Annotated in this window: 22 protein-coding genes; 12 read left to right on the forward strand and 10 right to left on the reverse strand. The window is 67.0% G+C overall.

What is annotated here, in order from left to right; genetic code table 11:
* Window position 1: 1 nt before the first annotated feature.
* Entirely contained in the window at window positions 2–688 is a 687-nt protein-coding gene (locus tag OH799_RS20180) for a response regulator transcription factor (RefSeq protein ID WP_357270808.1), read from the reverse strand.
* Window positions 689–1,045: 357 nt separating this feature from the next.
* On the opposite strand from OH799_RS20180, the gene OH799_RS20185 reads away from it, so the two are divergent.
* From OH799_RS20185 to OH799_RS20210, 6 genes are all read left to right on the forward strand, one after another.
* Window positions 1,046–3,802, forward strand: coding sequence for an ATP-binding protein (locus tag OH799_RS20185; protein ID WP_406266339.1), 2,757 nt, complete (start codon window positions 1,046–1,048; stop codon window positions 3,800–3,802).
* Window positions 3,799–4,209: a roadblock/LC7 domain-containing protein gene (locus tag OH799_RS20190; protein WP_327110218.1), complete on the forward strand. Its 411-nt coding sequence runs from the start codon at window positions 3,799–3,801 to the stop codon at window positions 4,207–4,209. Before OH799_RS20185 ends, OH799_RS20190 begins: the two co-directional genes overlap by 4 nt.
* A gap of 5 nt (window positions 4,210–4,214) precedes the next feature.
* Window positions 4,215–4,586, forward strand: a complete 372-nt coding sequence (locus OH799_RS20195) for a DUF742 domain-containing protein (RefSeq protein WP_406266342.1) — start codon at window positions 4,215–4,217, stop codon at window positions 4,584–4,586.
* 100 nt (window positions 4,587–4,686) lie between these two features.
* Complete coding sequence (locus OH799_RS20200) at window positions 4,687–5,244, forward strand: ATP/GTP-binding protein (RefSeq protein ID WP_357270899.1); 558 nt, start codon at window positions 4,687–4,689, stop codon at window positions 5,242–5,244.
* Window positions 5,237–6,046 (forward strand): MHYT domain-containing protein, encoded by an 810-nt coding sequence (locus OH799_RS20205; RefSeq protein ID WP_406266345.1) that lies wholly within the window; start codon window positions 5,237–5,239, stop codon window positions 6,044–6,046. The genes OH799_RS20200 and OH799_RS20205 overlap by 8 nt, the downstream gene beginning before the upstream one ends.
* A 383-nt stretch (window positions 6,047–6,429) precedes the next feature.
* Window positions 6,430–6,873, forward strand: a complete 444-nt coding sequence (locus OH799_RS20210; protein ID WP_406266348.1) for a hypothetical protein — start codon at window positions 6,430–6,432, stop codon at window positions 6,871–6,873.
* Window positions 6,874–7,403: 530 nt separating this feature from the next.
* On the opposite strand, the gene rpmF is transcribed toward OH799_RS20210, so the two are convergent.
* From rpmF to mrf, 3 genes are read right to left on the reverse strand one after another with little or no spacing between them, the layout of a single operon-like run.
* On the reverse strand, window positions 7,404–7,562 hold the full coding sequence (gene rpmF / locus OH799_RS20215; protein ID WP_406266350.1) for a 50S ribosomal protein L32: 159 nt from the start codon (window positions 7,560–7,562) through the stop codon (window positions 7,404–7,406).
* A 1-nt stretch (window position 7,563) separates the two neighbouring features.
* Window positions 7,564–7,830 (reverse strand): type B 50S ribosomal protein L31, encoded by a 267-nt coding sequence (locus OH799_RS20220; protein WP_406266353.1) that lies wholly within the window; start codon window positions 7,828–7,830, stop codon window positions 7,564–7,566.
* Window positions 7,827–9,158 (reverse strand): ribosome hibernation factor-recruiting GTPase MRF, encoded by a 1,332-nt coding sequence (mrf, locus tag OH799_RS20225; protein ID WP_406266356.1) that lies wholly within the window; start codon window positions 9,156–9,158, stop codon window positions 7,827–7,829. The genes OH799_RS20220 and mrf overlap by 4 nt, the downstream gene beginning before the upstream one ends.
* 101 nt (window positions 9,159–9,259) lie before the next feature.
* On the opposite strand from mrf, the gene rpmB reads away from it, so the two are divergent.
* From rpmB to OH799_RS20255, 6 genes are all read left to right on the forward strand, one after another.
* Window positions 9,260–9,496 (forward strand): 50S ribosomal protein L28, encoded by a 237-nt coding sequence (gene rpmB / locus OH799_RS20230; protein ID WP_067474136.1) that lies wholly within the window; start codon window positions 9,260–9,262, stop codon window positions 9,494–9,496.
* A gap of 11 nt (window positions 9,497–9,507) precedes the next feature.
* Entirely contained in the window at window positions 9,508–9,678 is a 171-nt protein-coding gene (gene rpmG, locus OH799_RS20235; protein WP_195094943.1) for a 50S ribosomal protein L33, read from the forward strand.
* Between the two features lies 1 nt (window position 9,679).
* On the forward strand, window positions 9,680–9,985 hold the full coding sequence (rpsN, locus tag OH799_RS20240; protein ID WP_357270781.1) for a 30S ribosomal protein S14: 306 nt from the start codon (window positions 9,680–9,682) through the stop codon (window positions 9,983–9,985).
* A gap of 35 nt (window positions 9,986–10,020) precedes the next feature.
* Window positions 10,021–10,275 (forward strand): 30S ribosomal protein S18, encoded by a 255-nt coding sequence (rpsR, locus tag OH799_RS20245; RefSeq protein WP_024802192.1) that lies wholly within the window; start codon window positions 10,021–10,023, stop codon window positions 10,273–10,275.
* A 143-nt stretch (window positions 10,276–10,418) separates the two neighbouring features.
* Window positions 10,419–10,880: a hypothetical protein gene (locus OH799_RS20250; RefSeq protein ID WP_406266362.1), complete on the forward strand. Its 462-nt coding sequence runs from the start codon at window positions 10,419–10,421 to the stop codon at window positions 10,878–10,880.
* A 44-nt stretch (window positions 10,881–10,924) separates the two neighbouring features.
* Window positions 10,925–11,065 (forward strand): hypothetical protein, encoded by a 141-nt coding sequence (locus OH799_RS20255; protein WP_406266365.1) that lies wholly within the window; start codon window positions 10,925–10,927, stop codon window positions 11,063–11,065.
* Between the two features lie 201 nt (window positions 11,066–11,266).
* Here OH799_RS20255 and purH read toward each other — a convergent pair whose 3' ends face one another.
* From purH to sucC, 6 genes are all read right to left on the reverse strand, one after another.
* Window positions 11,267–12,838: a bifunctional phosphoribosylaminoimidazolecarboxamide formyltransferase/IMP cyclohydrolase gene (gene purH, locus OH799_RS20260; protein WP_406266368.1), complete on the reverse strand. Its 1,572-nt coding sequence runs from the start codon at window positions 12,836–12,838 to the stop codon at window positions 11,267–11,269.
* Entirely contained in the window at window positions 12,835–13,467 is a 633-nt protein-coding gene (purN, locus tag OH799_RS20265; RefSeq protein WP_406266371.1) for a phosphoribosylglycinamide formyltransferase, read from the reverse strand. The genes purH and purN overlap by 4 nt, the downstream gene beginning before the upstream one ends.
* Window positions 13,468–13,550: 83 nt before the next feature.
* On the reverse strand, window positions 13,551–15,068 hold the full coding sequence (locus tag OH799_RS20270; protein ID WP_406266374.1) for a DUF6350 family protein: 1,518 nt from the start codon (window positions 15,066–15,068) through the stop codon (window positions 13,551–13,553).
* 84 nt (window positions 15,069–15,152) lie between these two features.
* A complete protein-coding gene (locus OH799_RS20275) occupies window positions 15,153–16,202 on the reverse strand; it encodes a DUF5336 domain-containing protein (protein WP_406266376.1) in 1,050 nt (349 codons plus the stop codon).
* Between the two features lie 766 nt (window positions 16,203–16,968).
* A complete protein-coding gene (gene sucD / locus OH799_RS20280) occupies window positions 16,969–17,883 on the reverse strand; it encodes a succinate--CoA ligase subunit alpha (RefSeq protein WP_357270759.1) in 915 nt (304 codons plus the stop codon).
* 25 nt (window positions 17,884–17,908) lie between these two features.
* A complete protein-coding gene (gene sucC, locus OH799_RS20285; RefSeq protein ID WP_357270756.1) occupies window positions 17,909–19,075 on the reverse strand; it encodes an ADP-forming succinate--CoA ligase subunit beta in 1,167 nt (388 codons plus the stop codon).
* Window positions 19,076–19,370: the final 295 nt, after the last annotated feature.

Raw genomic sequence — 19,370 nt, forward strand, 5'->3', positions numbered from 1 at the left:
CCTACGGGGGTGTTTCCCGTAGCACGTAGCCGACGCCGCGCACGGTGTGGATAAGCCGCGATTCGCCCTCGGACTCGGTCTTGCGGCGCAGGTAGCCGATGTACACCTCTAGCGCGTTTCCGGAGGTCGGGAAGTCGTAGCCCCACACTTCCTCGAGGATGCGGCTGCGGGTGAGCACCCGGCGCGGGTTCGCCATCAGCATTTCCAACAGCGAGAACTCGGTACGGGTGAGACTAATCTGGCGGGCGCCGCGGGACACCTCGCGTGTCACCGGATCCAGCGACAGATCGGCGAACTTCATTGCCTCCGAGACATCACCCGGATCGACGGTGGTACGTCGCAGCAAAGCACGCAGACGCGCCAGCAATTCCTCCAGCGCGAAGGGCTTCGGCAAATAGTCGTCGGCCCCGGCATCGAGTCCGGCAACCCGCTCGGACACCGAATCACGCGCCGTCAGAACCAGTATCGGGAGATCATCACCCGTGCTGCGCAGGCGCCGGCAGACTTCGAGCCCGTCCAGCCGAGGCATCATCACATCCAACACGAGCGCATCCGGTCGCTGGATGGTTGCTTTCTCCAGCGCGTCCACGCCATCCACCGCGAGATCGACGGAGTAGCCGTTGAAGGTGAGCGACCGCCGCAGCGATTCCCGGACGGCGCGATCGTCGTCGACTACCAGAATGCGCATGCCACCAGTTTGACCGCACCGACTGAGAGGTAACTGAGAGGGTCATCAATGACACGCCGCGGCGCGTCCTCGGCGAGCGGCCTTCGGCGCGTCACGTCGGCCGGCCTCGGTGACCAGCGACTTCCAGGCGGCACCGAGATGTTGACGCGTCCCTATCGCATTCCGATGCGAATCATGTTCTCTATAGCCATATTCGGTAATTTGCGGACCGGATCCCCCAGATTGCCGATGATCACTGTGCACGGTATGTTCCGTGCGGTAAAAAGAAGACCTCTAGTTGGTTCTTTGCGGGTTGAATCAATACTGAACAGCCACGCGCAACCGAGGTCACTCGCGAAGCGGAGGCGACGGAAGCGGATGGAAGCTGCACCGGGGTCCTGGCAATTCAGCCTGTCGAACTGGTCGGTCACCCGCAAGGTCGGCGTGGTACTGGTGCTTCCCGTGCTCTTGGCCACCGTCTTCGCCGTACTCCGAATCAACAACGAACTGCGTACCATGGCGCAGCTCGACGCGGCCACCGAACAAGCCATCATCATCCGTCCGATCATCAAGTTCGGTTCGGCCACCGAACAACTCGGCGTCATCGCGACCGCCACGTGGGGCAACACCGCCGACCCGCAGACCGACGCCGCACTGACGAAGTTCGACCAGGCGCTGGCCGACCTGGAGTCCGCGTTGCACGCCACCAAGGCCACCGGCCGGGTCACCTCGGAACTCGCCTCTGCCGTCGCGACCGGCACAACCATGCGCAACAGTCTGCGCAACGGCTCGCCTGCGATGGTCGGCGAGCAGGCCGACGAGATCATGGTGCGGATCGGCAACGCGCTCGCGCTTTCCCCGTCCGTGGACGACCTGGTCATCCAGCGATACTTCCAGCAGTTGGCGTCGGTGCAGACCGCGCGCCGCGTGCTCACCCAGCAGCGCATGCTGATCGGCTCGCCCGACGCGGGCCGTAACCCGAGCGTGCGGCCACGCGTGCTGGTCGCCGCGGGCGCCGAGATCACCATGATCTACCAGTACGCGCAGATCCTGCCGGATTACGCGGGCAACATGCGCCCGCTGCTCGACGCGGTGCAAACCCGCCTCGGCACGTTCAGCCAGAACGTCGCCGATCCGGCGACCAACCCCGCTGTGCTCGACTCGCTTCTGGTCAGTTCGGACACCTACGAGAAGACCACGGCGCAGCTGATCGACACCATCGACAAGGCACTGGCCGCACGCACCATCGAGGCGCAGACCGGCGCGCTGCGCGAGACGACGATCGTCATCGGCATGCTCCTCGCGGGCCTTGCGTTGGCTCTCTCCGTAGCGCGCACCCTGGTCGTCCCGGTCCGCCGCCTGCGCCGCGACGCGCTCGAGGTCGCACATGTCAAGCTGCCCGACGAGCTCGCCGTGGTGCGCGCGGGCGGCACCACCCCGGAGATCACCCCGGTCGGGGTGCACACGACCGACGAAATCGGCCAGCTGGCCCGTGCCGTCGACGAGATCCATGAGCAGGCCCTCAACCTCGCCGCCGACCAGGCCCGCATGCGTCTGCAGATCGGCAACATGTTCGAAACCCTCTCCCGCCGCAGCCAATCTCTCGTGGAGCAGCAGTTGGCGCTGATCGAGGACCTCGAGCACGACGAGGACGACACCGACCGGTTGCAGAGCCTGTTCCGCCTCGACCACCTGGCCACCCGCATGCGCCGCAACGGCGACAACCTGCTCGTGCTGGCGGGTACCGCGCTGCGCCGAGGTCTGCTGCACCCGGTGCCGCTGTCGGACATGCTGTGGAGCGCGGTCTCTCAGGTCGAGGACTACCAGCGAGCCGAGATCGGCGCGGTGCCCGACGGCATCGTCGCGGGCGAGCCCGCGGTGGACATCGAGCACCTGCTCGCCGAGCTGATCGACAACGCGCTGCGCTACTCCCCGCCGACTACGCCGGTCACGGTAACCGTGTCGCGCGCGGTGGACGGCGGCTACCTGATCGAGATCACCGACCGCGGCCTCGGCATGTCGCTGGAGGACCTACAGACGACCAATGACCGGCTCGCCTCCGGTGGTGAGGTCACCGTCGAAACCGCGCGCCGCATGGGTCTGTTCGTCGTCGGCCGACTGGCCAAGCGGCATACCATCACGGTCAGCCTGCGGCGCACCTCGACAATGGCGCAGCAGCCCGGCATCACCGCCAGCGTCCATCTGCCCGGCGCTCTGGTCGCGCCGCCGATGGACGCCACCGACCCGGCAGGCAAGCCGCTCGACCTCACCGTCGAGCATCAGCTTCCCCCGCTCGCCCCACCACCCGCGGCGCAGCGGAACCTGGTGCCGGTACCGAGCCTGCCGCAGCGCGACACAGCGCGGTTCGGTGTGACGAGTTCCGGCTTGCCGCAGCGCCGACCGGTCGTTCGCGTCGCCGACGGACCCGACCAGCCCACGGTCTCCGCGCCGATCGGCCGCAACGAAGACCCGGCGGATCAGCCTTCCACCCAGCCGTGGCCGGTGATCACGCCCCGCGCGGAGGGCGACCGTGCGCCGATCGGCCCGCCGGCGCCCGCCGCGAATGAGCAGTCCGGCGGTGGGAAGCAGAAATCCACGCGCACAGATATGTGGTCCGAGGTCGACGACAGCGACGAAATCACGGGCCCGAACCCGACGGTGCCGAGGGAAACCGCCGCACCCCAGACCACCGCCCGGTCCGGCCTTCCGATCCGGAAGCCGACCACCCCACCCGACGACGCGCCGCCAGACGGGACACCAGAACCCGCGACGGTCACCTCCCCCCGGCTGCAGCCGGTCGCCGGCGCGTCGCCGACCCCGATCTACCAGCGCATGGTCTCGGAATGGCTGGTCGAGCCCTCTACTTCGCAATCGTCGGACAGCACGTGGTCCTCGCCTGGTGACGCGGGCTGGCTGGCCGCCGAGGATGCCAGCCACCCGACGACGTCGGCGCGCACCGTCGGCGGCCTGCCGATTCGCAGGCCGGGCGCCCAGTTGGTGCCCGGTGGCCTGGCACCGACAGACGAAGCCGCGCCTCGTGATCCCGAAGAAATTCGCACCAACTTGACCAGGCATCTGAGTGGGGTCCGCAGCGGGCGGGCCAATGCGCAGTACAACGACGGAGGGCTCGCATGACCAACGCGAACAACAGCACCACGGACGAGAATCTGAATTGGCTGGTCGCCCGCTTCACCCGGGACGTGCCCGGTGTGTCCCACGCGGTGCTGGTGTCAGCGGACGGCTTATTGCAGGCCACCAGCCCGAATTTACCCAGCGACCGAGCCGAGCAGCTCGCCGCCGTCACCGCGGGACTCGCCAGCCTCTCCATGGGCGCGGCCTCCTTGTTCGACGGCGGCAAGGTGATGCAGTCGATCGTGGAGATGCAACGCGGCTACCTGCTGGTGATGAGCGTCGGCAACGGCTCGCACCTGGCCGTGCTGGCCAACAAATCACACGACATCGGCCGCATCGGCTACGAGATGGCACTGTTGGTCGATCGGGTGGGCTCGGTGGTCACCGCCACCGCCCGTACTGCTGTCTGAGTGTGATGTCCAACCCATACGGACCCGGACCACGACCAACCACGCGCGTCCGGCCCTATGCCCTGACCTCAGGGCGTACCGAACCGGCGGTCGCCCTGCCGCTCGAGGCGGTGATCGAAACCCTGTCGTACACTGCACATCTCGACTGGCCGACCGGTGACATCCGAACTGAAATACTGCGACTCGGCGCGCACCAACTGTCGGTCGCCGAGATCGCGGCGCATCTCGACCGGCCCCTCGGCATGGTTCGGGTGGTGATCGGCGATCTCGTCGTCGACGGCACCGTGCGCGTCCATTCGACCCTGACCGACGAGGCGAGTTATGACGAGCGTCGTTCCCTAATGGAGAGGACATTGCGTGGACTCCGCGCCCTATAAGAATCTGGGGCCCAGTGGAAATCCCGGGCCAAGTGGGAATTCCGGACCGGGCGGCACCTCGGGGCCGGACGGCGTCGATAACCGGGTCGCTTCGACGAAGATCGTTGTCGCGGGCGGCTTCGGCGCGGGGAAGACCACATTCGTCGGTGCCGTGTCGGAGATAGTTCCGCTGCGCACCGAGGCGATGGTGACTCGCTTCTCCGACGGTATCGACGATCTCGCCGATACGCCGGAGAAGGAAACCACGACGGTCGCGATGGATTTCGGCCGGATCATCCTGCCTGGCAACCTGGTGCTCTATCTGTTCGGCACCCCTGGTCAGCGGCGTTTCTGGTTTATGTGGGACGACCTGATCCGCGGTGCGATCGGCGCCGTGGTGCTGATCGACACCAGGCGGCTGGAAGACAGCTTCGCCGCGGTCGACTTCTTCGAAGCCCGCAAGCTGCCGTTCCTGATCGCGGTCAACCGGTTCCCCGACGCGCCGCGCTTTCCCATCGCCGAACTGCGCGAGGCGCTTTCGGTGCGCGAGGGCGTGCCGATCGTGGATATCGATGCGCGCAACGCGCTCGAGGTGCGCCAGTCGCTGGCGGCGGTCACCGAGTACGCGATCGCCCAGCTCAAATCGGGCGAACTGGAAGGAACTGCCCGGCATGCATGAGGTCGCGGTGCTGGCCACAGCCACCGACGCGAGCCCGGCCGTCGACCAGTTCGCCATGGGCTACTGGCTGGTCGTGCTGTCGTTGGGAATCTCACTGCTCGGCGCGTTGGTTGGGCTCGCATGCGTTGCGCACGCTGCGCGCTCGGCGCAGTTCCGGCTGGTGTGGCTGGCCTCCGCGGCGGTGTCGCTCGGTGGGGTCGGGGTGTGGCTCGCCACGTCGGTAGCCATGCTCGGCCTGAAAGTTCCTGGTAGCGCGATTCGTTACGACTCGGGCAGGTTGGTCGCCGCCATGGTGGTCTCGATTGTCACGGTGTTCGCGACGCTGCTGATCATTGGACGCAGCCTGCGCCTTCCGCTGCTGTTTCCCGGCGGCCTGGTACTGGGCCTCGGCATCGGACTGACGCACTACCTCGGTATCGGCTCGATCGAGATCCAGGGTTCGGTCGGCGTGACGATGTGGCTGGCCACCATCTCGGCCGTGATCGCGGTGATCACCGCGACGGCGACGTTGTGGTCCTTCCAGGCACTGCGCCTCCCGCTGGCCCGGACCGTCACCTTGCTGCTATTCGGAGTCGGCGTGGCCGCGACGTACTACACCGCACTTGCCGCACTGCATTTCGATGTGGACCGGTCGGCGAATGTGCCTTCGGGTGTGGAGTTGTTCGACTTCGTATTCCCGATGTTCGTCATCGGCTTGCTGGCGCTGGCGGTGCCGATCTCCGCGGTCCTGATCGCTCCGGACCGCCGCGAGTTCGCGACTGCGTCGAAGCGCTCGCGACCGAGCCTGGAGCCCGTGCGCTGACGTGAAGGCGCACGACTCGTGCGCTGACGCGGATACGCTTGATCGGCCGAATCACGCTGAAGCCGACCTTATTCCGCGCTGCGGCCGACCTGGACCGGCGGATTCACAGGGAACGGACCCTGGAGTCCACATCGGATGCCGTCCAGTCGACCCCGGTTCCACGATGTCCGGGAATCCGCCGGTCGGCCGACTTACAGTGGGAGTCATGCGTTTCGGTCTGACCGCGCCGCCGAATGCCTAGGGGCCGCGGCGGGTTCGACTCCGTGGTGCGGAATCTGTTCGGTGGCGGCCCGACCCTGCCTGATGGGTTGCGGACCGCGGCCGAGGCGGATGATCGCGGGCGCACGGCATTTCGAGCATTCGGTGGACAGGAGGACCCGTAGGTGACGCCGGAACAAGAGGCAGTGCTGCGCGACATCCAGATTCAGCTGCGCGGGCCCGACCTGTCCGGGTGGCCGCAGCTCGGCACCGAAGCGAACGGCCGCCATCGCACTCTGGTGGAGGGGCTGGCCGCGGCGCTGATTCGGATCGAGCAGTTGGAGAGCGAGTCCGCCGAAATGCGAACGCAGATCGGCGAATTACGTACCGAGATCAGCGAACTGGAGGCTACGACGGCCGAGCTCGCCGACCGGGTGGAGCGGTGCAACGGGCGGGATTGGCCGTGGCCGCTGTCCCTGATCGAGGGGCCCGCTGCGCTGGTCGGTGAGCAGTTGGCTCGGCTGGAGGCACTGTTGCCACACTTGCCCGGTTTCCCGGGTCACGGTGGCGACAATCGGTACGCCCCGAGCGACAGCAGCGTGCCCACGGAGCTGACCTCGAAGAACTGACCGCCGCACAGAGAGAACTGCCGTGAATACGCAACCGACTGCAGGAGAAAGGAATCGGAAGATCGTAATCGGCGAGAAGCCGGAAGCTTTGGCGATGAGCGGGTTCTCCTGGGGGCCAGGAGAACCCGCCCTCCCGCATGAGGGTACCGGTGTCAGGCCACGAATGCATCACTTCCGCAGGACTTTTCCGCCTACAAAAACGAACTCTCAGTAGGTATTCCATCCACCAGCTATCTTGCCGCAATCACTTCATACGCCATGTTGCCATATGGCATACGTCACATCGGTAGCCACCAGATTGCCATCTCGGTGCGTCGCGGCCACAAACTTTTTCTCAGATTCGCGCTGTCGCCGGTTCGGTCCATCGACCATCGACCGACTCGTTCGGCACCTACGGCATTTCGCGGCCCGGCTCGCGTCCGAGCGGCCGACGCGTCCACGACGAAGTCGCCGGCGTCGGCCGCTCGGACGCGAGCCATCAGGGGGCCGAGACCACGCAGCGCCGCAGGCGCTGCAGAACAAACACAGCGTCAGATCAGGCCGCGCCGCACGGCAGCGACCAGCCTGCGCGGCACTCGGCGCACGACGCCCCCGACTGTCACCGGCACCAGATCCGGAGGGGTCGCCTTCCAGTTCGCCCGGCGGCTGCGGGTGTTCGACCGCGACATCTTCCGCTTCGGAACCGCCATGTCAGACCTCCCTTTTGTGCGCGACGCGCTTGCCGTACTTGCGCTCGAACTTCTCCACCCGACCCTGGGCGTCCAGCACGCGGTGGGCGCCGGTCCAGAACGGGTGCGAGTCGGCGGTCACATCCACCGTCAGCAATGGGTGGGTGTTGCCGTCGGTCCACTGCACAGTGCGCGCGCTGGTGGCGGTGGATCGAGTGCGGAACCGCTTTCCGGTGCTCGCGTCCTCGAAGACCACCGGGTGATATTCCGGATGGATACCCTTCTTCATTTCGCCTCTCCTCTCGAGCTCTTTCCGTCTTCCACAGGCACGCCCGCCGTCTCGTCGCTCTCGCATGGGTCGGCGTGCCACTCCCCGAACGGGTCCTCCCATTCGGCAACCCGATCCGGCGCCCGCTCGACCAGCCGCAGCTCCTCGTCTTCCACCAGCGCCCAGTGCAGCGCCGCGCGGATCTCGGCAGGATCCGCGTCGTGTACCAGGATCGCCAGCGAGATGTCCCGGTCCCCGAAGCGCTCGTCCCAGCGCATCGCGGCCATCGCCCTCCGCTCCGGATCCGCCTCGGCCAATTCGTCCTCGGACATGGCCGCCAGCCAGCGCCCCGCGCCGCCAACTCGCAGGCCACCGCCCGCGGACTCCAGCCACACCACCTCGTCGGGCTGGGTGGCCAGCCAGATCCGCCCGCGGGCGGTCACCACGCCGTCGAACAGCACGTCCAGTGCCTCGTGCAGGCGGGCGGGGTGGAACGGCCTTCCGGCGGCGAATTCCATGAGCACGACACCGTAGTCGCTGGTCAACGGCGGTCGGCCGCGCAGGAGCGGTGCATGCGCGTCGAAGACCCGGCCGCGCCGCGAGTCGGCGGGGACGCGCTCGAGCAGCGTCTCGACGCAAGTGAGCGTGAGTTCGCTCGGATTGTCCACCCAGGCGACCGGCGCACCGGGCGCCAGGCGGGCCAGCACCGCGGCGAGCTTGCCCCGATCCGCCTGCACGCCGCCCGCCATGTCCACGGCGCCCACAGCGAACACGACATCGGCAAACTCGACCTGACCGACGGCCAGCTGCGCGACCGTCCGGTCATCGTCGGCGTACGCGAGACCGCGCTCGGCGAGGGTCTCGTCACCGATCGCATCGGCCAGCCAGGCGGCGGAGTCCAGGCAGGTGAGTACCGCCTGCACGCGCACGTCTCGCCCGGCCGGACCGTCAAGGCGACCGATCACGCCGGTGACCACTACCTGCTCGATGGCCTGGCATACGGCTTCCGCCTCGAAGGCGGGGTCCAGCGCGAGCACGATGCGGTCGACCGAGTCGCGCTGGGCGAGCGTGCACAGCAGTGGGAGCAGGTCCATGCGCAGCGTGCAGGAGACGCAGCCGTGCGCGAGTTCGAGCACGGCCGAGGTCTCCTGTGTCGTTGTGCGCACGGTGCGGCGCACGACACCTTCCCGCAGCTGGGCGAGATCGTGCCGTACGACGACGGTGCCCGCCGTCTCGCGCAGCGCGGCGGCCGCGTGATCCACGCCGTCCGCGGCGAGTCCCGCGAAGCCGGCGAGTACCACCACAGGCGTCCTCCGGTCGGACTCGGGTGGGAGCAGGGCGGAATCCACCGAAACCCCTTTCGGTAACGATTTTCATTTGCTGTTGAGCAACGGTACATTGTCGAACAGCCGTTGTCGAAAATGATTGTCATCTACTGGAGGGAGTCCGCATGTCGGCCCACTGCCAGGTCACCGGACGCAAACCCGGATTCGGCAAGTCCGTGTCGCACTCACATAAGCGGACAAGCCGGCGCTGGAACCCGAACGTCCAGCGCAAGACCTACTACCTGCCCAGCGAGGGCCGTCGCATCACTCTGACGGTCTCCGCCAAGGGCATCAAGACCATCGACCGGGACGGAATCGAGGCTGTAGTTGCCCGAATCCGGGCGCGCGGCGACAAGATCTGAGGAGCATTCCCATGGCGTCGAAATCGACCGACATCCGCCCGATCGTCAAGCTGAAGTCGACGGCGGGCACCGGGTATACCTATGTGACCCGCAAGAACCGCCGCAACGACCCGGACCGCATGGTGCTGCGCAAGTACGACCCGGTCGTGCGCAAGCACGTCGACTTCCGTGAGGAGCGCTGAGATGGCCAAGAAGTCGAAGATCGCGCGCGACCAACAGCGCAGGGCAATCGTGGCACGCTACGCCGAACGCCGCGCCGAACTGAAGGAACTCATACGAAATCCGGGCACATCGGACAGCGGCCGCGCCGCCGCCCAGGCCGAACTGCGACGACAGCCGCGAAACGCCAGTCCGGTAAGATTGCGCAATCGGGACGCCGCCGACGGACGACCGCGCGGTCATCTCAGGAAGTTCGGACTCTCCCGTGTGCGTGTGCGCGAGATGGCCCACCGGGGCGAATTGCCCGGTGTGCACAAATCGAGCTGGTAAACAAACCACTGATCTCGTGAGAAGGAACCCGTCATATGGCAGTAAAGCGAGCACCGTCTAAGAAGGTTCGCGCCGAGCAGGCCCGCCGTCCCAAGAAGAACCCGCTCATCGCCGCGGGTATCGAGACGGTCGACTACAAAGACGTGAACCTGCTGCGTACGTTCATCTCCGACCGCGGCAAGATTCGCAGCCGCCGAGTCACCGGACTCACCCCGCAGCAGCAGCGTCAGGTCGCTATCGCGGTGAAGAACGCCCGTGAGATGGCGCTCCTGCCGTTCACCAGCCGGTAGGCACCAGCTCCGACACCAACGGAAACGCAAGCCCCCCGATGCGCGAGCGCCGGGGGGCTTGTCGTCGCTGCCGAGGAAGCCGACTCACAGAATGGGCAGCAGCCCGCGCCGAACGGACAGCTACGCCAACTAGGGTTGAGGGCATGGATCGGATCCCGGCCGGACGCGCCGTCGCAGCTGTCGCCGTAGTGCTCGCCTGTCTCACCGCCGCGGGCTGCGGAGGCTCGAACGACGAGGGGAAACAGCAGAACACGAGCACCACGAGTGCCACGGCACCGAGTACGCCGATAGAGGACCCGAAAGGCAACCAGGGCAACGGGTTCACTGCCGACCCGACGATCGTCAGCCCGCACCCGATCCCGTTCAGATCATGGACGAGGTTGGCGGACAACCGGATCGCGGTGAATTTCGAGACAGGAGCGCCGGAGTGTTACGGCGTGGACGCATCGGTCACCGAGACCGATGCGACAGTGACCATCGAACTCCGCTCGGGCACCCGCGCAGACGCAGTGGGCCGAATGTGCACGATGATAGCGGTTTTCGGCACCTTGGAGGTGCAGTTGAAAGCGCCGCTCGGCAACCGGACAGTACTCAGCGCAGTCTAGTAAGCCACGGCCGGTGGCTGCCTGCGCAGTACCTGGCCGCCGGGGTGATCGACCAGGTGCCCGGCGAGGCCGCCGCCCGCGCCATGATCCACTACGTCGCGCCGGTCGGGGAGAAAAAGAACGCGGTCGAGCGGGTGTTCTCCGCCATTCGGGCCGGCGACCGGCAACCTGTCGCCCAACTGTAGGCACGAACGTACAAACGTCGACCGCCAACACCGGCACAACGGACGACATGGGAGTTCATGAGCCCACGGTCCGGCTACGCGGATCAGGGGTCGCCGTAGCATCCGGCGAAAACCGGGGCGGACAGTGCGGCGACCCCTACGAAAACCGAACGCCGTGTCGGATCAGTAGCCCGACACGGCGTTTCTGGTCGACTGACGACCTCAGTGGGCGAAGTGGCGAGCGCCGGTGAGGTAGAGGGTTACGCCCGCTTCGCGGGCGAGGTCGATTGTCTCCTGGTCGCGGACGGAGCCGCCGGGTTGGACGATGGCGCGGACGCCGGCCTGAATCAGGGTTTGCGGGCCGTCCGGGAACGGGAAGTAGGCGTCGGAGGCGGCCACCGAGCCCTTGGCGCGATCTCCTGCCCGCTGAACCGCGAGGCCGACCGCGTCCACTCGATTGACCTGACCCATGCCGACGCCAACGGATGCGCCGTCGTGGGCGAGCAGGATCGCGTTGGACTTCACGGCACGACAAGCGCGCCAGGCGAATTCGAGATCAGCCAGGGTTTCCGGATCGGCGGGCTCGCCCGCGGCCAGGGTCCAGTTGGCCGGGTTGTCGCCGATGGCGTCGAGTACATCGCGCTGCTGCAGCAGCACGCCTCCGCTGATCGGGCGCAGTTCGGCGCCCCCGCGACGCGGCGGCTGCGCGACCAGGATGCGCACGTTCTTCTTGCGCTGCAACACTTCCACGGCGCCATCGGCGTAGGACGGAGCGACGATCACTTCGGTGAAGATCTCAGCGACTTGCTCGGCCATCTCAACGGTGACCTCGCGGTTCGCGGCGATCACACCGCCGAACGCGCTGACCGGGTCGCAAGCGTGCGCCTTGCGGTGCGCCTCGGCGAGGTCGGCGCCGAGCGCGATCCCACAGGGGTTGGCGTGCTTGATGATCGCGACGGTGGGAGCATCGTGGTCGAACGCGGCACGCCATGCCGCGTCGGCGTCGACATAGTTGTTGTACGACATATCCTTGCCGTGCAACTGCTGTGCCTGCGCCAGCCCGAGGCTGCCATCGCCGTTGGTGTACAGCGCGGCGGCCTGGTGCGGATTCTCGCCGTAGCGCAGTACCGCCGACTGCTCCCAGGTGCCGCCGAGCCACTCAGGAAACTGGATCGCCGCGTCGGCGTGCTCGCCGTCGACGGCGAGCACAGTGGTCATCCAGCCGGCAACCGCCACGTCATAGCTCGCGGTGTGCTGAAAAGCCTTGGCTGCCAGTGCCATTCGCTCGGCGAGGGTGAAGCCGCCGGACTTCACCGCGGCCAGCACGTCGTCGTAGTCGCCGCTGTCGACAACCACGGCCACCGAGGGATGGTTCTTCGCAGCGGCGCGCAGCATGGACGGACCGCCGATATCGATCTGCTCGACGCACTCGTCCTGACTCGCCCCGCTCGCCACGGTCTGGCTGAACGGGTAGAGGTTCACCACCACCAGCTGGAACGCCTCGACGCCGAGTTCGACCAGCTGGTCGACGTGCTCCTGCTTGCGTGAGTCGGCCAGGATGCCCGCATGCACCCGCGGGTGCAGCGTCTTGACCCGACCGTCCAGGGTCTCCGGGAATCCGGTCAGGTCCTCGACCTTGGTCACCGGGATACCCGCGTCGGCGATCTTGCCCGCGGTGGACCCGGTCGAGACCAGCTCGATGCCCGCGGCGTGCAGACCGGTCGCGAGCTCGATGAGACCCGTCTTGTCGTAGACGCTCACCAGCGCCCTGCCGATCGGCTTGCGTTCACTCACCGGAGAACTCGCTCATCTGGGATAACTGCCTTTCGTCCGTCGGAGACAATGCCTCGCGTCGCGACGGCGGCGACAACCTCCGCCAGCAACCGTCGCTCGACAACCTTGATGCGTTCGTGCAGGGTGGCCTCGTCGTCACCGGGCAGCACCGCGACCGCCTCTTGCGCGAGGATCGGCCCCGTGTCCACACCCGCGTCGACCAGATGGACGGTGGAGCCGGTGACCCGCACCCCGTAGGCCAGCGCGTCGCGGACCCCGTGCGCGCCAGGGAACGCGGGAAGCAGCGCGGGGTGGGTGTTGAGGATTCGGCCGCCGAACCGGTCCAGGAAAGCGGGCCCGAGAAGTTTCATGAAACCTGCCGACACCACGAGGTCGGGGTCATAGGTGGTGACCGCGTCGGTGAGCGCGACATCCCACGCGGCGCGGTCCGGAAAGTCCTTCAACGCCACTCGGAAGTGCGGCACGCCCGCGGCGTCGGCGTACCCGGTGGCGGGGCAGCTGCGGTCGACGCCCACCGCGACGACCTTTGCCGGATAGTCGACCGTGGAGGTGGCATCCAAGAGCGCGCGCAGCAGCGAGCCGGTACCCGACGCGAGCACGACGACGGTCGCCGGGGCCGCTGCGGGCATCCACGGGGCGTGCTGAGGCGTCAGCGCTCTACTCCTGCGGTCGATCGGATGGCGGACGGGATGCGGCACCGCCGGGTTAGAGCCTAACGACCGTCTACCCGGTCACTGTCCGGCAGGTCCGCCTCGACCACCTCGGCGTCGACGATGTCGGGTGCGTTTTCGGCGTGATACCCGCGAGTGATCGCGATCGCGGGCTGTTCGTCCACGAGTTCACCTTCCAGCTCAGGCCCGTCGTGACCGTACTCGTCGTCGTAGTAGTCGTCGGCGTCGTGGTCGTCGTGGTGATCCACGTCGTCGTAGTAGTCGTCGTGGTATTCCTCGTCGAAGTAGTAGTCCGTGCCCTCGTCGTGGTAGTCGTCGTCGTACGGATCGGTGTAGTCGACGGGCGGCGCACCGACCGGATCGATATACCAGCGAGCGAACGTCAAACCCACGTATCCGGGGATGGCGAGCCATGCGAAAGTGATCATCGCGAAGATCGGCAGGTCGAGCCCTACCCGACCGAACGCGCCGAGCTCACCGCCCGCGACGGCGCCGAGCACCGTCGAGGCGAAAGCGGCCAGCCCGGCCGAGGTCAGGGTGGCCCAAGGCGCGGTGATGCGGTCGGTGGAGGTGCGCGCACAGTCCAACCCACCGAGCACCCCGATCGCCGCAGGGACGACCAACAGCACCACCCACCACCCCGCCGCAGGGCCGGTGGGCACCGAAGCCAGCAGCGGCACAGCCGGAATGGGGCCGCCCACGACAGAGAACACCCCGAACGAGGCGACGCCGAACTGCGCGCTGGATCCGACCAGCACACCGACGGTCTGGACCGCGAGGTTCGGCAGATAGGCCAGCGAGAGGAGGGTCAGCCCGATCACTCCCGCGGCGTTACCCGCCGACTGATAGGTATCGCCCAACCGAGAGATATGGGCGACGAACGACACCAGTACGACCGCGGTGGCGCACGCCAGCAGGCGAAAAACGGACCGGCCGGCGCCATAGAGTCCCGAGACGACCCAGTCGGGCAAGCTCAGCAGCACGAAAAGCCGGCGCCGGATGCTGGTCGCGATACCTGCCACGGCGGCGAGCAGATATAACCCGCCCACCCAAGCGAACGCAGCGAGGGTGTTCGGCGGTTGCAGCGCGATGACACCGGAAGCGTCCTCGGCGACCGCCAGACATATCGCGGTGACCAGCAGCGGACCGGCCAGCGCGGCGCCGACGATCCAGCCGAGATCGGCCCTGGTGCTGTTCGATTCCACGGCGCGTGCGCATTCGCGGCCGGCAAGCCAGACCAGCAGCGCGGTGGGCAACAGTGGGAGGAGGTGGAGTGGGGTCTTACCGATCACCAGCGGAACCTGATGCATGCCCAGCCATCCGGCGGCGATCGCACCCGAGGTGCCCGCCAGATTGCTTCCTGCGGACAGTAGTGCGCCGAGCGCGAGAATGATCATGGTGATCAGTGCGAACGTCGCGGGGCGTCCGGCGACCAAGACGAGCACCCTGGCTCGTTCGGGGGTAAGCGACAGAAACCCGGTCTCGTCCGCGTCATGGCGTGGTTGCGGCGCCCGCGACCTGCCCGTACGGCGCGCCGGGAAGTTTCTGGGGTAGCTCATGGCTTTTCAGCGTGGCAGCTTCCCCGGCGCGACCGAGTCAGGCGCGCCGGGTGCGGCCGCCGCGCCGAGGAAGGTGCCGCTGTCTTACTTGTTGTCGTCCGAAGGACGAAATGCCTGTGTGGCGTCGGAGGACGGATCGCTACCCTGCTCGCCGCCGAACGGCTGGCCCTGCTGGCCCTGCTGCTGACCGAAGCTCGGCGAACCGTACGGCGACTGCTGGCCGGGCTGCTGACCACCGAACTGCTGGGTCGAGCTCTCGTCCGGGCGCGGCTGCGCGCCATAGGGTGAACTCGGCTGGGAGGCGCCGTAGGCAGTGGTCGGCTGACTCTGCCCGTAGGGTGACTGCGGCTGACCATAGGACTGGGCCGGCTGCCCCTGACCGTAGGTCGGCTGACCCGGCTGGCTCTGCCCGTAGGGCGAAGGCTGCGATGGAAACTGCGGCGCGCCGGACTGGCCACCGAAGCCGGCCTGCCCATAGGGGCTGCTCTGTCCGTAGCCGGGCTGGTTGGGCGGGCTCTGCCCGAAGGACGGCTGGCCCTGACCGAACTGCTGCTGGCCGTAGCCACCCTGACCGAACCCGCTGGGGGTGGCCGGGCGGGGTGCGGGTGCCTTCAGAATGCCCCCCTCGAACAGCAGCGCGCCGACCGCGACCGCGGCCTGCGCGAAGGCGAGCACGAGCACGACGTACGCGCCCCACTTCAGCACGGTGCCCTCACCGAAATTGAAGGACTGGAACAGGAGCGCGAAAAAGCCCGCGGTCGATGCCGCCGCGGCCGCCCCGATCCAGCTCTGCTTCGGCAGCAGGGACAGACCCGCCAGCAGGCCGCCGAGCAGCAGCAGTCCGAGCAGTGGCGAGCCGGACGCCACCTCGAACAACTTCGCCGACTCCGGGCTGCTCACCCGGGTGCCGCCGAAGTCGACCGGCTTGCTGCCGAGGAACGGGAGAAAGCCGAGCAGGAAGTTGATCACGCCGAGCGCCGCTACACCGACCGCCAGGAAGAACGGCAGACCTTTGGCATCGGGGGAACCGGTAGCGCTCGAACCTGAACTCGCACCACCCGCCGAGGGGCCTTGGGTGGATGGTGCTGAGGGCGCGGGTTGGTTGTACCCGGAGCCCCCGGTCGGGTATGACATGTCGTCGTCTCCTAGGTCGAGTCGTACAGGGTCTTCACGGCTGGATCTCTCTGTTCTGACGCTACTGCACTCCCTCGCTCAGGTCACCCTCGACCGACTGGCCGGACGGCCGGATCTGCCCATGCTCGGCAGGTCGCGAGCCGTTTGCGGGTGGACGCCGAAGCACACGAGAGAAGCCGTGACGCTCCAGGCGAGTCTTCGCTCAGGCGTGCTGCTGGACGCATCAAGCGCATTCCCCGCCGACGCCGTCGTAATCGGGCGATTCGCCGCTGTCGGTACCGGCGTCGTCCTCATGCAGCACTCACCGAGCTGCTGGTACAGGACAGAGCGACCGAGTCCGTCGCGGCGGGGCCGTCCCCACGCCGAGTGAACGGGCGGCGGTGAGCGCGACGGTAGCGATGGTCCATCCGCTGGTCGTGGTGGCTCGTTTCACACTGCCGGATTTCTCAATACCGGGGAATGAGCGACCAGGCGCCTGTCGAGCATGGATGAGTGGGATGAATCGAGGGTAGCGAAATGGCGGCTGCGACGTTCCTCGATCCCTGCGGCCATTCGACTCCGCTCCACTCGCCCGCGGAGATGAACCCCCTAGGGGCCTGTCTCGTGTCGATAAGGAGGAAGAAGACAGAGGTTCCCGACGAGCCCGGACGAATAGTGCCGCGCGTGGTTGGTCAGGAAGCTCGGCTTCTGCCCGAGCCGAGCTCACCGCCACACATGACGAAGGCCGCCTCCCGAATTCGGAGGCGGCCTTCGTTCGTCTCGCGGATCAGGCGCTGATGCTGGCCTTCTCCAAGATCTCGCGAGCCAGCGCGGCGGTCTCGGACGGCGTCTTGCCGACCTTCACGCCCGCGGCCTCCAACGCGTCCTTCTTCGCCTGGGCGGTGCCCGACGAACCGGAAACGATGGCGCCCGCATGGCCCATCGTCTTGCCTTCGGGGGCGGTGAAGCCCGCGACGTAGCCGACGACAGGCTTGGTGACGTTGGCCTTGATGTAGGCTGCGGCCCGCTCCTCGGCGTCGCCGCCGATCTCGCCGATCATCACGATCAGCTTGGTCTCCGGGTCCTTCTCGAACGCCTCGATGGCGTCGATGTGGGTGGTGCCGATGACCGGGTCGCCGCCGATGCCGATCGAGGTGGAGAAGCCGAAGTCACGCAGCTCGTACATCATCTGGTAGGTCAGCGTGCCCGACTTCGAGACCAGGCCGATCGGGCCCTTGCCGGTGATGTTGGCCGGGGTGATGCCGACCAGCGACTCGCCCGGGGTGATGATGCCGGGACAGTTCGGACCGATGATCCGGGTCTTGGCGCCCTTCTCCACGTTGTAGGCCCACGCGTACGCGGTGTCCTGCACCGGGATGCCTTCGGTGATGACCACGAGGAGCGGGATCTCCGCGTCGATGGCCTCGATGATGGCGTCCTTGGCGAATTTCGGCGGCACGAACGCGATGGACACGTCGGCGCCGGTCTTCTCGATGGCCTCGGCGACGGTGCCGAACACCGGAAGCTCGACCGCGTTGCCGTCCTTGTCGGTGTGCGCGACGGTGCTGCCCGCCTTGCGCGCGTTCACACCGCCGACGACCTGGGTGCCGGCCTTCAGCATCAGCGCGGTGTGCTTGGTGCCCTCGCCGCCCGTGATGCCCTGGACGATGACCTTGGAATCCTTGTTCAGGAAGATAGACATTCTTTTCGTCCTTACTCGGCCGTCGTTATCGGGCGGCTGCCAGTTCGGCGGCCTTGTCGGCGCCTTCGTCCATTGTCTGCGCCAGCGTCACCAGCGGGTGCGCGGCGTCGACGAGGATCTTGCGGCCCTCGTCCACTCGGTTGCCATCCAGCCGGACCACCAGCGGCTTGTTCGCGTTGTCGCCCAGGATCTCCAGCGCCTTGACGATGCCGTTGGCGACCGCGTCGCAGGCGGTGATGCCGCCGAACACATTGACGAACACGCTCTTGACCTGCTCGTCGTTCAGGATGACATCGAGGCCGGCGGCCATCACCGCGGCCGAGGCGCCACCACCGATGTCCAGGAAGTTGGCAGGCTTCACGCCGCCGTGACCCTCCCCCGCGTAAGCGACGACGTCCAGGGTCGACATGACCAGACCCGCGCCGTTGCCGATGATGCCGACCTCACCGTCGAGCTTGACGTAGTTGAGGTCGTTCTCCTTGGCCTTGAGCTCCAGCGGGTCGGTCGCGTCCTTGTCCGCGAACGCCTCGTGGTCCTCATGGCGGAATTCGGCGTTCTCGTCCAGGGTGACCTTGCCGTCCAGCGCGAGGATCTCGTTCTGTGGCGTGCGCACCAGCGGGTTGACCTCGACCAGGGTGGCGTCCTCCTTGACGAACACCTCCCACAGTTTCTGGATGGTCACGGCCGCGGCGTCCAGCACGTCGGCGGGCAGGTGGCCCTGCTCGGCGATCGACCGCGCGAACGCCAGGTCGACTCCCTTGACCGCGTCGACCGGAACCTTGGCCAGCCGCTCCGGCTTGGTCGCGGCGACCTCTTCGATTTCCATGCCACCCTCGACCGAGCACATGGCCAGGTAAGTCCGGTTCGCACGATCCAGCAAGAAGGAGATGTAGTACTCCTCCGCGATGTCCTTGGCCTCGGCGACCAGGAGCTTCTTGACGATGTGGCCTTTGATGTCCAGGCCGAGAATGTTCTGCGCGTGCGTGAGCGCGTCGTCCGGGGTGGCGGCATACTTGACGCCACCCGCCTTGCCGCGGCCACCGGTTTTGACCTGGGCCTTGATCATCACCGGCTTGCCGATTTCCTCCGCGATGGCGCGGGCTTCGACGACCGTGTCCGTGACGCGGCCCTCGGACGAAGGCACTCCGTGCTTAACGAAGAGCTCCTTCGCCTGATATTCGAAGAGATCCATGTATTCACCGTCTCGTCTGCGTTGTGATGACAACGTCTTTGTTGGCGGCCCGACGTCGGAAGCGGGTCGGGTCGGACTCTAACCAGTCACATGGACGGCCAATCGGCCACATACATCCTAAGTGGCGCAGGTCACGGAGCGGCGCCGACAACGGTAAAACCGCTGGCCAACGCTACCGATGAGTAGGTTGCCGACGCCGCGCCAGGTAGAGCCGCCGAACCCGGAGGAGGTGTCGGCCTACTACAGCCCGTCGTCGAATGACCTCCCCCGAGTGCCCGTAGCGTAGTGAGATATT

It is taken from the genome of Nocardia sp. NBC_00881, assembly GCF_045207455.1.
Lineage (GTDB): Bacteria > Actinomycetota > Actinomycetes > Mycobacteriales > Mycobacteriaceae > Nocardia.

Bases quoted from the DNA above. Each gene is read 5' to 3' on its own strand.
- OH799_RS20205 (WP_406266345.1), top strand. From the start codon at position 5,237: ATGCATGAGGTCGCGGTGCTGGCCACAGCCACCGACGCGAGCCCGGCC.
- OH799_RS20270 (WP_406266374.1), bottom strand. From the start codon at position 15,068: ATGAGCTACCCCAGAAACTTCCCGGCGCGCCGTACGGGCAGGTCGCGG.
- purN (WP_406266371.1), bottom strand. From the start codon at position 13,467: ATGCCCGCAGCGGCCCCGGCGACCGTCGTCGTGCTCGCGTCGGGTACC.
- OH799_RS20250 (WP_406266362.1), top strand. From the start codon at position 10,419: ATGGATCGGATCCCGGCCGGACGCGCCGTCGCAGCTGTCGCCGTAGTG.
- OH799_RS20275 (WP_406266376.1), bottom strand. From the start codon at position 16,202: ATGTCATACCCGACCGGGGGCTCCGGGTACAACCAACCCGCGCCCTCA.
- sucC (WP_357270756.1), bottom strand. From the start codon at position 19,075: ATGGATCTCTTCGAATATCAGGCGAAGGAGCTCTTCGTTAAGCACGGA.
- OH799_RS20220 (WP_406266353.1), bottom strand. From the start codon at position 7,830: ATGAAGAAGGGTATCCATCCGGAATATCACCCGGTGGTCTTCGAGGAC.
- OH799_RS20195 (WP_406266342.1), top strand. From the start codon at position 4,215: ATGTCCAACCCATACGGACCCGGACCACGACCAACCACGCGCGTCCGG.
- rpmG (WP_195094943.1), top strand. From the start codon at position 9,508: ATGGCGTCGAAATCGACCGACATCCGCCCGATCGTCAAGCTGAAGTCG.
- rpmF (WP_406266350.1), bottom strand. From the start codon at position 7,562: ATGGCGGTTCCGAAGCGGAAGATGTCGCGGTCGAACACCCGCAGCCGC.
- rpmB (WP_067474136.1), top strand. From the start codon at position 9,260: ATGTCGGCCCACTGCCAGGTCACCGGACGCAAACCCGGATTCGGCAAG.
- OH799_RS20180 (WP_357270808.1), bottom strand. From the start codon at position 688: ATGCGCATTCTGGTAGTCGACGACGATCGCGCCGTCCGGGAATCGCTG.
- rpsR (WP_024802192.1), top strand. From the start codon at position 10,021: ATGGCAGTAAAGCGAGCACCGTCTAAGAAGGTTCGCGCCGAGCAGGCC.
- sucD (WP_357270759.1), bottom strand. From the start codon at position 17,883: ATGTCTATCTTCCTGAACAAGGATTCCAAGGTCATCGTCCAGGGCATC.
- rpsN (WP_357270781.1), top strand. From the start codon at position 9,680: ATGGCCAAGAAGTCGAAGATCGCGCGCGACCAACAGCGCAGGGCAATC.
- OH799_RS20190 (WP_327110218.1), top strand. From the start codon at position 3,799: ATGACCAACGCGAACAACAGCACCACGGACGAGAATCTGAATTGGCTG.
- OH799_RS20185 (WP_406266339.1), top strand. From the start codon at position 1,046: ATGGAAGCTGCACCGGGGTCCTGGCAATTCAGCCTGTCGAACTGGTCG.